The organism is Streptomyces sp. SID5910, from assembly GCF_009862125.1.
In the GTDB taxonomy this organism is placed as follows: Bacteria; Actinomycetota; Actinomycetes; order Streptomycetales; family Streptomycetaceae; genus Streptomyces.
In genome coordinates this window covers 1-12,322 of record NZ_WWHX01000736.1, presented here as the reverse complement: position 1 = coordinate 12,322, position 12,322 = coordinate 1, and the positions used below count along the sequence as shown (strand labels likewise).

At 71.1% G+C, this 12,322-nt stretch carries 8 protein-coding genes; 2 read left to right on the top strand and 6 right to left on the bottom strand.

The window, feature by feature from the left end:
• A partial coding sequence (locus tag GTW67_RS25915) for an LCP family protein (RefSeq protein ID WP_161167200.1) occupies positions 1-1,018 on the top strand: 1,018 nt, incomplete at its 5' end.
• A 12-nt stretch (positions 1,019-1,030) separates the two neighbouring features.
• On the opposite strand, the gene GTW67_RS25910 is transcribed toward GTW67_RS25915, so the two are convergent.
• Entirely contained in the window at positions 1,031-2,542 is a 1,512-nt protein-coding gene (locus GTW67_RS25910) for an LCP family protein (RefSeq protein WP_161167199.1), read from the bottom strand.
• Between the two features lie 138 nt (positions 2,543-2,680).
• Here GTW67_RS25910 and GTW67_RS25905 point away from each other — a divergent pair, with 138 nt between their 5' ends.
• A complete protein-coding gene (locus tag GTW67_RS25905; protein ID WP_161167198.1) occupies positions 2,681-3,727 on the top strand; it encodes a glycosyltransferase family 2 protein in 1,047 nt (348 codons plus the stop codon).
• A gap of 6 nt (positions 3,728-3,733) precedes the next feature.
• Here the strand turns inward: GTW67_RS25905 and GTW67_RS25900 are convergent, their stop codons facing one another.
• From GTW67_RS25900 to GTW67_RS25880, 5 genes are all read right to left on the bottom strand, one after another.
• Positions 3,734-5,377, bottom strand: coding sequence for an LCP family glycopolymer transferase (locus tag GTW67_RS25900; protein WP_161167197.1), 1,644 nt, complete (start codon positions 5,375-5,377; stop codon positions 3,734-3,736).
• Between the two features lie 89 nt (positions 5,378-5,466).
• Positions 5,467-7,191 (bottom strand): LCP family protein, encoded by a 1,725-nt coding sequence (locus GTW67_RS25895; protein ID WP_346010742.1) that lies wholly within the window; start codon positions 7,189-7,191, stop codon positions 5,467-5,469.
• Positions 7,192-7,395: 204 nt separating this feature from the next.
• On the bottom strand, positions 7,396-9,033 hold the full coding sequence (locus GTW67_RS25890) for an LCP family protein (protein ID WP_161167196.1): 1,638 nt from the start codon (positions 9,031-9,033) through the stop codon (positions 7,396-7,398).
• A gap of 165 nt (positions 9,034-9,198) precedes the next feature.
• A complete protein-coding gene (locus GTW67_RS25885) occupies positions 9,199-10,923 on the bottom strand; it encodes an LCP family glycopolymer transferase (protein WP_161167195.1) in 1,725 nt (574 codons plus the stop codon).
• Positions 10,924-11,195: 272 nt separating this feature from the next.
• A partial coding sequence (locus tag GTW67_RS25880; RefSeq protein WP_161167194.1) for an LCP family protein occupies positions 11,196-12,322 on the bottom strand: 1,127 nt, incomplete at its 5' end.

Below are 12,322 nucleotides of genomic sequence, written 5' to 3'. Positions count from 1 at the left end.
TGGCCCGGGCGGCGGCGGCCCGGGCGGACCGCGCCGCGCGCCGGACTGGCGGCGCAGGATCAAGTGGACCGCGATCACCGTGGTGACCGTGCTGGTCGTCACCACGGTCGGGACCTACTTCTGGGCCGACTCCAAGCTCAACCGCGAGGTCGACCTGTCCAAGGTCATCGACCGCCCCGAGGCCGGCGAGGGCACCAACTACCTGATCGTCGGCTCCGACAGCCGCGAGGGCATGACCGACGAGCAGAAGAAGGACCTGCACACCGGTTCGGCCGAGGGCAAGCGCACCGACTCGATGATGATCCTCCACACCGGGGACAACGGGTCGACGCTGGTCTCGCTGCCCCGCGACTCGGACGTGGAGATCCCGAGCTTCGTCGGCTCCGAGTCCGGCAAGAAGTACGAGGGCACGGGCCGGCACGTGAAGCTGAACGCCGCGTACGCGGAGGACGGCCCCGAGCTGCTGGTGCGCACCGTCGAGTTCAACACCGGGCTGCACATCGACCACTACGTGGAGATCGGCTTCGCCGGCTTCGCCAACATCGTGGACTCGGTCGGCGGCGTCGAGATCGACATCCCGCAGGACATCAAGGACAAGAAGTCCGGCGCCGACTTCAAGAAGGGCAAGCAGACCCTGAACGGCGAGGAGGCCCTGGCCTTCGTCCGCACCCGGTACGCGCTGCCCGGCTCCGACCTCGACCGCACGAAGAACCAGCAGAAGTTCCTGTCGGCCCTGGCGAGCCAGGTGGCCACCCCGTCGACCGTGCTCAACCCGTTCAGGCTGTACCCGACCATGGGCGCCGGCCTGGACTCCCTGATCGTCGACAAGGACATGGGCCTGTTCGACCTGGCCGGCATGTTCTGGGCGATGAAGAGCGTCAGCGGCGGCGAGGGCACCTCGATGAACATGCCGGTCTCCGGCAGCGTCGGCTCCAACCTCAAGTGGGACGACGCCAAGGTGAAGAAGCTGGTGGAGCAGCTGAAGAACGACGACCAGGTCACCGTCTCCGGCAACTGAGGCCGGGGCCGGTCACCGCTGCCCGCACACCACCTCGTCGCCGCGCACCACCGTGCCCGTCTCCTGCGGCGGGTCCGCCGGTTTCACCTTCACCACCTGCTTGTAGTCGGCGCCCGCGATCACCTTCAGCGTCCCTCCCTGGCCCTTGACCGGCCTGAGCTCGCTGCCGGGCAGGGCGGCGGCCAGCGACTTGGCCGAGTTGTCCCAGCGGGGGTCGAAGGCGACCACGGTCCGGGCCACCGCGCGGTCGGCGGCGTTCACCGGCGCCCGGGTGGTGAGGAAGCCGGTGGCGGCCAGCGCGTCGTCCACGCGCCTGCCCAGCCCGGCGGTGTGCGTGCCGTTCTCCACCTGGACCCGGATCTGCTTGGGGTCGACGGGCACCCGTACCGGCGCCGGGCCCTTGGCCTTCGGGCCGCGCGGGGCCAGCGGCCGGTCCGCGCTCAGCGCGTCGAAGATCCGCTTCGACTCGGCGGGGTCCCACTTGAGGGTCGAGCCGACGCCCTTGACGACGTAGCCCATCTGCCCGATCGGCACGGTGGTGAACTCCGAGGACGACGGCGAGAAGTTCCGCATCGCCCGCCCGAGGGCCAGCAGCTCGTCGGTGCCGAATCCCTTGTCGGCCCGCACCGAGCCCAGCACCGCCTGGGTGACGTCGCGGAACTTGAGCGGGTTCAGCAGCAGCCCGGAGGAGGTCGCCCGGTCGATCAGCGCGGCCAGGAAGCGCTGCTGGCGCTTCATCCGGCTGAGGTCCGAGGCCCCGTCGAGATGGCGGGCGCGGACGTACTGGAGGGCCTGCCCGCCGCTCAGCTCGTGGGTGCCGGCCGGCAGGTCGAGGCCGGTGTAGCTGTCCTTGAGCGGCTGGACCGTGCAGATCCGTACGCCGCCGAGGACGTCCACGGTCTTCATGAAGCTGGTGAAGTCGACCTCCAGATAGTGGTCGATCTTCACATGGGTCATGCTCTCGACGGTCCGGATGGTCAGCTGGGGCCCGCCCTCGGCGTAGGCCGCGTTCAGCTTGACGGGGTGTCCCCGGTGGTGCTGGCCGGTCGTGCGGTCGGTGTGGTCGGGCGTCACGGCGTACGAGTCGCGCGGCAGGCTGACCACGCTGGCCCGCTCCCGGTCCTCCGAGATGTGCACGATCATGATCGTGTCGGTGCAGTGGCAGGGGGCGCCGCCGAGCCGGTACTTGCGCCGCTCCGCCTCCGTGATGCGGTCGCGGCCGTCGGTGCCGACCAGCAGGACGTTCATGCCGTCACCGCCCCGCGGGCGGTTCTTCATGTCCTTGAAGGCGTCGACGCGGGCGATGTCCGCGTCCAGACCCGAGAGCACCGCGTGCCCGATCCCGGCGGAGGCGAGCACCACCACGGACAGCGCCGTCACCGCCCGCACGGCCCAGCGCGGCTTCTTCCGCCGTACGGCGGCTCCCGGCCGGCGGCGGGAGGGCCGCGGACGGGTGCGCTGCGGCGGGGGACCGCCCTGTGGGGGCGATGCCGGGACCCTGGGGGAGCGGGGCGGCGTGGGCAAGGTGACACCTCCGCGAGGGCGGGACCTGGGGCCGGACGTGGGATCCGTGAGCACCGTAGGCCGATACGATCTGCTGCCCGGGGTTGCGACCCCCGCGGCGCGCACCCGTGTCCCCCGTTCGCGGTAACGTGAGCACCGATGAACGCCAAGTCCGACGTGCGGCCGCCCGCCGTTTCCGTGATCATGCCCGTCCTCGACGAGGAGCGGCACCTGCGCGGCGCCGTCCGCGCCATCCTCGCCCAGGAGTACGCCGGCGAGATGGAGGTCGTGATCGCCCTCGGTCCCTCCAAGGACCGCACGGACGAGATCGCCGCCGAACTCGTCCGCGAGGATCCCCGCGTCCACACCGTGCCGAACCCCACCGGCCGCACGCCCGCCGCGCTGAACGCGGCGATCAAGGCGTCGCGCCATCCCGTCGTCGTCCGCGTCGACGGCCACGGCATGCTCTCGCCGAACTACATCGCCACGGCCGTACGGCTGCTGGAGGAGACCGGCGCGCAGAACGTGGGCGGCATCATGCACGCCGAGGGCGAGAACCCCTGGGAGGACGCCGTCGCCGCCGCGATGACGTCGAAGATCGGCGTGGGCAACGCGGCCTTCCACACGGGCGGTCAGGCGGGCCCGGCCGAGACGGTGTTCCTGGGCGTGTTCCGCCGCGAGGCGCTGGAGCGGCAGGGCGGGTACAACGAGGAGTTCATCCGCGCCCAGGACTGGGAGCTGAACTTCCGCATCCGTGAGGCCGGCGGCCTGATCTGGTTCTCGCCCGAGCTGAAGGTGTCCTACCGGCCCCGGCCCTCCGTGCGGGCGCTGGCCAAGCAGTACAAGGACTACGGCCGCTGGCGGCACGTCGTCGCCCGCTACCACTCCGGCTCCATCAACCTGCGCTACCTCGCCCCGCCGACCGCCGTGTGCGCGATCGCCGCCGGCGTCGTGGTGGGCGCCGCGCTGACCCCCTGGGGCTTCGTGATACCCGGCGGCTACCTCGCCGCGATCGTCGCGGGCTCGCTCCCGGCGGGCAAGGGGCTCGGGCTGAAGGCGCGGGCGCAGATCCCGGTGGCGCTGGCGACCATGCACATGTCGTGGGGCTTCGGCTTCCTGACCAGCCCCAAGTCGCTGGCCAGGAAGGTCATCGCGTCGCGGCGCCCGGCGGTCCAGCCGGACGCCGACGCCGCCGGCGCCCGCTGACGCCGCTCAGGACCAGGTGAAGCCCGGGTCCACGTGCATGCAGGCGCCGGTGTCCGCGCCGTTGAGGGCCTCCGCCGACTCCGGGGTCGTGTCGTCCGGCACGGGCACCTTGTAGGCCGTGTCCTCGCGCCAGTCCGCGCCCACGACGAGCGTGACGCCGGAGACGTCGGTCGACCGCTGCACCGAATCCGCCGGGATGCCCAGGGCCTCGGCGACCCGCCGCGCGTCGCCCGCGAGGTCGGCGCTCGGATAGCGGACGACCGTACGGTCCTCGCTGGGCAGCACCGAGGGGTCGGCGACGGCCCGCGCGAAGCCCTGCTCCACCAGCAGCCCGGCGACCGTGTCGGCGCGTCCGCGGGCCGCCGCCAGCTCCTCGGTGCGGGTGCCGTTGCGGACCTGCACCGCGATCGCGTCGTCCGCGGCGGCCGGATCGGCGGGGGCCTGTGACCCCGGTCCGGGCTCGGGGTCCTTCTTCTTCGCGTCCTTGCCGTCCAGCGCGATGTCCTCGCGCACCAGCCGGAACAACTGCTCCGCGTCCTCGGTCGGTTCGACGCGGGCGCCCACGTACCGGTTGGGCATCGTGGTCATGGTGATGCGCTCCGGCTTCACCGTGCGCAGCTCTTCGCTGAGGTCGTAGAGCTTCTTGACGGTGTCGAGGCCCGGGTCGACCGTGAGCGCCCGGGTGGCCTCCTCGGCGAGCGCGCGCAGCCGGCCGGGGCTGGAGAGCGTGGCGTTCTCGCGCAGCACGCGGATCATCGAGTTGAGGTACATGTGCTGGGCCTTGGCGCGGGCCAGGTCGCTGCCGTCCTCGAAGCCGTACCGGGTCCGCAGCCACTGGAGGGCCTGCTCGCCCTTGACCGGGTGGGTGCCCTTCTCCAGCTTCAGGCCCGAGCCGTGGCCCGCGTTGTCGCGGGAGTGGATGTTGGCGTCCACGCAGACGGGGACGCCGCCGACGGCGTCCGCCATCGACACCACGCCCGCGAAGTCGACCATCACGAAGTGGTCGATGTGGATGCCGGTGAGCTCCTGCCAGGTGGCCACCGTGCAGCCCGGTCCGCCGTGGCCGAGGCTCTGGTTGGTCATCACCCGGCCCTCGCTCGCCGCGTGGACCGTCCCGTCGTCCGGGTCGGTGCACTTCGGGATCTTCACCAGGGTGTCGCGGGGCATGCTGACGACCGACATGTTGCTGCGGTCGGCGGACAGGTGCACCAGCATCTGCACGTCCGCCAGCGGCGTGGAGCCGAACGTCTCGCGGGCGCCGCCGAGTTGCTGGTTCTCCTCGCTGTCCCGGGCGTCCGAGCCGATGACGAGGAGGTTCAGCGGGGTCTGCCCGGCGGCGTTCGGCGTCGGCGCGGCCACCTTGCTGTCGCCCAGGTTCAGGACGTCCTGCTCGATGTTGTCGTTGAGGTGCTCGTAGTAGAGGTATCCGGCACCGGCCGTGCCGATCAGGAGCACGGCGACGGACAGCGCGGCCCAGCGGAGCACCCGCAGCCCCCGGCGGGGCCGGCGTATACCGGCCTCGGCGCCGTCCTCGCCGTCGTCCCCCTCGTCACCCTTGCCCTGCTTGTCGTCGGCGACCGTCTCGTCGCCCTCGGGGGCGTCCGACGCGGCCTGCCGCGTGTCCTGTCCGTGCACACCGCTCTGCGTCACTTCCGCGTCCTTCCCCACCCCTGCCGCCCTGCCGCGGGCCCGTCCAGTGTCCGCGGTCTTCCTGTGAGACGCACGACGGGCCCGTCAGGTCAACTGGCGCACTGCACCTGGTCGGCCGTGGACTTGTCGACCCCCTCCGGAGCCTTGCCCGAGGTGGCGTCGAGCTTCACCCCGGCGCCCTTGAAGTCCTTGCCCAGAGTGAGCGTCATGGTCGGCAGGCCCTGCGAGTTCGTGACGCTCTGACCGGGCTTCATGGCCGCGCCGGACAGGCCGAGGATCCCGGCCAGCGCGCGGGCCTGGTCGGCCTGGTCGGGCGCGTACTCCAAGGTCGTCTTGGCGAGCTGGGCCGGGGCGTTGCCGGCGTTCTCGGACTTGGTGACGCCGGCCTCCGTCTGGAGGTAGAGCAGCTCCTTGCCGGCGCTGCCGCCGGGCGCGCCGCCGTTGAGGACGCGCACGCGCACCTCCGACGGGTCGGACCTGGTGCCCTGGAGGCGGGCCGCGACGGCCGCGGCCTCCTTCTTCTGCTTCTGCTTGACCTCGGTGAACGAGATGTCGTTGCGGACCATGTCGAAGACCTGCGGAGCCCTCGACTCGTCCTTGACGACCGTCACCGGAATCTTCTCGGCCGGGTTGTCCTTCACCGGCACCGTGGTGAACGTGATGTTCTTCGTCGGCACCTTCTTCAGCTCCAGGGCGATGTCCTTGAGCGTGCCGACGTCGCCGATGGGCTTGTCCACGGTGAGCGCGTTCGTGGCGGCCTCGGCGAGCTTCACCAGCTTGGTGGGGCTGGTGAGGGTGTCGCCGGAGGACATCTTCCGCATCAGCGAACCCAGGAACTGCTGCTGCGCCTTGATGCGGTCGAGGTCGCCGTGGTTGCCGAAGGCGTGCCGGGTGCGGACGAAGGCGAGGGCCTGCTCGCCCTCCACCTTGGACTTGCCCGCGGGCAGGACGAGTTTGGACTGCTTGTCGTTCACGGCGTGCTCCACGCAGACCTCCACGCCGTCGACCGCGGTGGTCAGCGTCTTGACCGCGTTGAAGTCGGCCATCATGAAGTGGTCGACCGAGATGCCGGTCGCCTCCTTCACCGTGCGCATGGTGCAGCCCGCGTCCCGGCCGCTCTCACCGAGGCTCCGGTTGAAGCGCACGCCCTGCTGGCCCGGAATGACCTTCTGGGACCCGTCCTCCTGGAGGGTCGGGCAGTCCGGGACGTCGACTATCAGGTCGCGGGGGATGCTCATCGCGGTCGCGTTGGAGCGGTCCTCGGACACGTGCAGCAGGATGTTGGTGTCCGCGTGCCCGACGCTGCCCTTGTCGCCGTAGCCCTCGTTGCCGGCGCCGGTGCGCTTGTCGGTGCCGATGATGAGGATGTTGAAGGCCTCGTCCTTGCTGAAGTTGCTGCTGCCCGCACCGCCGATGTCCGTCGTCGAGACGTTGCCCTCAAGGTGCTTGAGGTAGAGATAGCCGCCGACACCGGCCACGAGGACGACGAACGCCGTCGTGCCGCCGGCCCACAGCAGGACCTTCCGGCCCGTCGACTTCTTCTTCGCCGGCCGTCGGCTGCGCCGCCCGGGCGCCGGCTCCTCCGGTGCGGGACGGCGGCGCCGCTGGGGCGGGACCTCACGGCCCGGGGCCGAAGTGCCGCGACGGGCCGCGCCGTCGGTCCTCTCGCCCGGTGCGCCGCCGCGGGGCTTCGGAACGGCCGGCTGCGGCGCGGAAGAGGCCATCCGCAGCTCGTACTCGCCTGTCCGCGGATTGAGCACCCACTGGTCTGCGGGGTCGATGTCGTCCGCCCGCCCACGTCCTTGCGCGTCCACGGTCTCCCAGTCCTCCGTCGGGGCCACGCGGCGCCTTCCCCCGAAGGCGCACGGTAAAGGGTCAACAAGTGCACGACGCCAGGGCGGACCTCGCGGCGGGGGCACTGGAGCGCTCACACTATCCGCCCAGTTCAGCGTCGAACGACACCGGTGACAAATTCGACTCCCCTACAACAGGGCATTCCGTGCGATTTCTGGGAACGCCTACCATTGGTAGGGCTCGTAGACGTCCATGCACTGGCCGGTGTCGGCGCCGTTGAGGGCGTCGCTGTTGTCGGGCAGGTCGCCCGCCTCCGGTGTCTTCTGCTTCGGATACGTGGTGCCCGAGCGCCAGTCGGAGCCGACGACGACCGTGACCCCGGAGACGTCCGCCGACTTCCGCACCGCGCTCGCCGGGATGCCCAGCGCGGCCGCGACGCGCTGCGCGTCCCCGGCCAGGTCGGTGCTCGGGTAGCGCACGACGGTCCGTTCCTCGGAGAGCGCCGCCGAGGTGTCCTTCGTCGCCCGGTCGAAGCCCTTCTCGGCCAGCGCATCGGCGACCGTGCCCGCCCGGCCGCTGACCGGGCCGAGCGAGTCGGAGCGGGTGGCGTTCTGCACGAGCACGCCGATCTCGGCGTCGGCGGCGGCCGGGTCCTTCGGCGTGCCCGTGGCGGGCGTCTCCGTGGCCTTGCCGTCGCTCGCGCCGGCGCCCTTGCCGCCGCTCTTCGCGCCCTTGTCGTCGAAGGACACGTCGTCGCGGATCATCGCCCACACCTTCTCGGCGTTCGCACCGTCCGGCAGCAGGTGGTTCCCGTCCTCGGGGTCCTTGACGGTCGGCAGCGTCGTCATGGTGATGCGGTCCGTCGGCACCGTCTTCAGCTGCGTCCCGAGGTCGTACAGCTTCTTGGGCGTGCCGATCTCCTTGGAGACGCCCAGGGACTTCGTGGCCGCTTCCGCCAGGTCCATCAGCCTGCCGGTGTCGGTGAAGACGTTCTGGTCCTTCAGGGTGCGGATCATCGAGTTCATGTACATGTGCTGGGCCCGGGCCCGCATCTGGTCACTGCCCCAGGCGTGCCGGGTGCGCAGCCACTGGAGGGCTTCCTTGCCCTGGACCTTGTGCGAGCCGGCCTTCATCTTCAGGCCCGAGCCGCCGCGCTCACCGCCCGTCAACGGGCGGTCCCACACGTTCTGGTTCACACAGACCTCGACGCCGCCGATGGCGTCCGCCATCGACACGACGCCCGCGAAGTCGATCGTCATCCAGTGGTCGACGTAGACACCCGTGAGGTTCTCCCAGGTGGCCAGGGTGCAGCCGGCGCCGCCGCGGGCCAGGGACGCGTTGATGATGGTGTTGGTGGCGGGGAACTTCTCGCCCGTCTTGGGGTCCGTGCACGCCGGGATGTCGACGCGGGTGTCGCGGGGGATGCTCACCACCGCGGCGCTCTTGCGGTCCGCGGACAGGTGGATCAGCATCTGCACGTCGCCCAGCGGAGGGTTGTCGCGGTGGTCCTTGCCCCCGCCCAGCGCCACGTTGGCGTCGGAGGCGCGGCTGTCGGAGCCGATCATCAGGATGTTCAGGGGCGTCTGTCCGGCCGCGTTCGGCTCGGTCTTGTGCGCCTTGGAGTCCCCGCTGTTGCGCTCGCCCTTCTCGATGTTGTCGCTCAGGTGCTGGTAGTAGAGGTATCCGGCGCCGGCCGTGCCGAGTATCAGCACCGCGAGCGTCGACGCGGACCACCTGAGCACCCGGTGCCCGCGCCCCGCCCGCCGCCGTCCGGACCGCCGCCCGTTCCCGTTCCCCTGCCCCGGGCCGCGCCGGGCGGCACCGGATCGCGATCCCTGCCCGCGCACATCACTCTGCGTCATGTCCCTCTCCCCACCCTCAGCGCCGGCCGACGTGCCCACGGGCGCGTTCTGTTCGCACAGTTGGACGTACGGAACGCCCTGTTGGCTGTACGGCCGCCCCGACGGATTGTTTCCGCCACCGCCGTGACACGGCCGCCCGGTAAGACGCGAGAGAGGGCCCTCAGGTCACTTGGCGCACTGGACCTTGTCGGCCGTGGACTTGTCGACCCCTTCCGGAGCCTTGCCGGACTGGGGGTTGAGCTTGACGCCCGCGCCCTTGAAGTCCTTGCCGAGGGTGAGGGTCATGGTGGGCAGGCCCTGGGAGTTGGTGACGCTCCGGCCGGGCTTCATGGCCGCGCCGGACAGGCCGAGGATCTCGGCCAGCGCGCGGGCCTGGTCGGCCTGGTCGGGGGCGTACTCCAGGGTGGTCTTGGCGAGCTCGGCCGGGGCGTTGCCGGCGTTCTCGGACTTGGTGACGCCGGCCTCGTTCTGGAGGTAGAGCAGCTCCTGGCTCGCGCTGCCGCCCGGGGCACCGCCGTTGAGGACGCGCACGCGCACCTCGGACGGGTCGGACTTGGCGCCCTGGAGGCGGGCCGCGACGGCCGCGGCCTCCTTCTTCTCCTGCTGCTTGACCTCGGTGAACGAGACGTCGTCCCGGATCATGCCGAAGACCTCGGCGGCCGGCTGCTCCTTGAGGACGACCGTCGCCTTGACCTTCTCGGCCGGGTTGTCGACCACCGGCACCGTGGTGAAGGTCAGGTTCTTGGTGTTGAGCTTGCCCAGCTCCAGACCGAGGTCCTTCAGCTTGCCGATGCTGTCCAGCCGGGAGTCGACGGTCAGCGCCTTGGTGCCCGCCTCCGCGAGCTTCACCATCTTCGACGGGCTGGTCAGCGTGTCGTTCGACTTCAGCTTGCGCATCAGCGCGCTGAGGAACTGCTGCTGTATCTGGATGCGGCTCAGGTCGCCGCCGAAGCCCACCGAGTGCCGGGTGCGCACGAACGCCAGCGCCTGCTCGCCCTCGATGGTGTGCGTGCCCGCGGCCAGTTTCAGGTGCGAGTCCGGGTCGTCGATGTCCTTCGCCAGGCACACGTCGACCCCGCCGACCGCCGAGGTCAGTGTCTTGACGGCGTTGAAGTCGGCGACCATGAAGTTGTCGGGGGTGACCCCGGTCAGCTCGGTGACGGTCCGCATGGTGCAGCTGGGCGTACGGTCGTCCTGGCCGAGGCTGGTGTTGAAGCGGACGCCGGTGGAACCGGGGATGACCTTCTTCGTCCCGTCCGCCTGCGTGGTCGGGCAGTCGGGGACGTCGACGATGAGGTCGCGGGGGATGCTCAGCGCGGTCGCGTTGGAGCGGTCCTTGGACACGTGCAGCAGGATCGTGGTGTCGGCGTGGCCGACGCTGCCGCTGTCGCCGTAGCCCTCGTTGCCGGCGCCGGTGCGCTTGTCGGTGCCGATCAGCAGGATGTTGATGGCCTTGTCCTTCTGGAAGCCACCGGTGCTCGCGCCGTCGTCGGCGACGGACTGGATGTTGTCGTTGAGGTGCTCCAGATACAGGTACCCGGCCGCCGCGGCACCGAGGACGACGAACGCCATGGTCCCGCCGGTCCACATCAGGACCTTCTTGCCCCTCGACCGCTTCTTCGCCGGCTGCCGCCTGCCCCGCCGGCCGGGAGGCGGCTCCTCGGGTGCCGTACGCCGCCTGCGCGGACCCGGGACCGCACGCCCCGGGGTGGTCACGGGCGCGGACGCCTGCGCGCCGCGGGTGCGTGCCGCGCCGGAGCGGGGGCCCGGGGGCGCCGACTGCGGTGCGGAAGGGGTCAGTCGCAGTTCGTATTCGCCGGTGTCCGGGTTGAGCACCCACTGGTCTGCGGGGTCGATGTCCTCTGCCCGCCCACGGCCTTGCGCGTCCACGGTCGTCCGATCCTCCGTCGGGGCCACGCGGCGCCTGCCCCTCCAGGCGCCCGGTCTCGGTCACTCAGTGCGCGACCCCGACACGGAACCGGGACGGAACCTCGTGGCCGGGCACACCGGATCGCTCACACTAACGGCCCGATTCGGCGTGCGGCGACGACGGTGACACATTCCACGCTCCTTACAAGCGGTCAATCCGCCCCTTTTGCTGGACAAGTGTCCGCCGCGCCGCCCAGGTCTTGGCCCTCCCTTGTGACGTCTTGGAACGCGCTTTACTCGCAGACGTGCTCGTCGGCGGTGTTGCCGCTGAACGTCGGCTGGGGGGAATCCGCGGCCCGGGGCTCGCGCGCGGCCGCCGATCCGGCCCCGTCGCCGCCCCCGGTCCGCCGCCCGTCCGCCGCCGCGACCGCCACCGGCTCGTCCGTCCGCAGGCGGGTGAACAGCTTCTCGGCGTCGGGCTGCACGAGCTGGTCGCGATTGGCGTCGCGCGCGTACGACTCCCGGGGGACGGTCAGGAACTGCACCCGTGCGGTGGGGATGCCACGCAGACCGCGCGCCAGGTCGTACACACCCCGCAGACTCGCCAGGCCCGGGTCGGTCGTGAGGGACGAGGTGGCCGCGTCCAGCACGGGATAGAGCTTCACCGGATTCAGCAGTACGTCGTTGCTCTGCACCTTGGTGACGAGCGCCCCGAGGAAGCGCTGCTGCCGGTCGATGCGGTCGGTGTCGCTGCCGTTGCCGAGCGACTTGCGGGCCCGGACGTAACCGAGGGCCTGCTCCCCGTCGAGCGTCACCCGGCCGGCGGGCAGTCGCAGTTTCGCGTCCTTGTCGTCGACGGGCTTGCGCAGGCACACCTCGACACCGTCGAGGGCGTCGACCATCTTCTTGAAGCCCTGGAAGTCGACGACCACGTGATGGTCGATCCGGATGCCGGTCAGCTTCTCCACGGTGCGGATGGTGCACGCCGAACCGCCCGCCTCGAAGGCGTAGTTGAACTGGGCGAACACCGGGTCGGTGTCGGAGCCGTCCCGGCGGTGGCAGCCGGGCACGTCCACCATCAGGTCGCGGGGGAGGGAGACGGCGGTGGCGCTGTCCCGGCCCGCCGCGAGGTGCAGCAGGATCGTGGTGTCCGACCGCTCGGTCCCGGTGTCCCGGCCGTAGCGCTCGTTGCCGTCGCCGGAACGCGAGTCCGAGCCGATCACCAGGACGTTCTGCGCGCCGCGGACCAGGGAGGTGGGCCGCTCCCTCTCGTACCGGGCGAGTTCGGCGGCGGCGGCCTCGTCGGCGGTGATGTTCCCGCTCAGCTTGGCGTACACGGCCCAGCCGACGCCCACGGCGACGACGCCGAGCACGGCGACCGCGACGCCCGAGTTCCGCAGCCGGCGCCTACGACGCCGGC

What these genes read in the sequence shown, in the direction of transcription:
- GTW67_RS25905 (WP_161167198.1), top strand. Translation starts at nt 2,681, where the DNA reads ATGAACGCCAAGTCCGACGTGCGGCCGCCCGCCGTTTCCGTGATCATG.
- GTW67_RS25890 (WP_161167196.1), bottom strand. Translation starts at nt 9,033, where the DNA reads ATGACGCAGAGTGATGTGCGCGGGCAGGGATCGCGATCCGGTGCCGCC.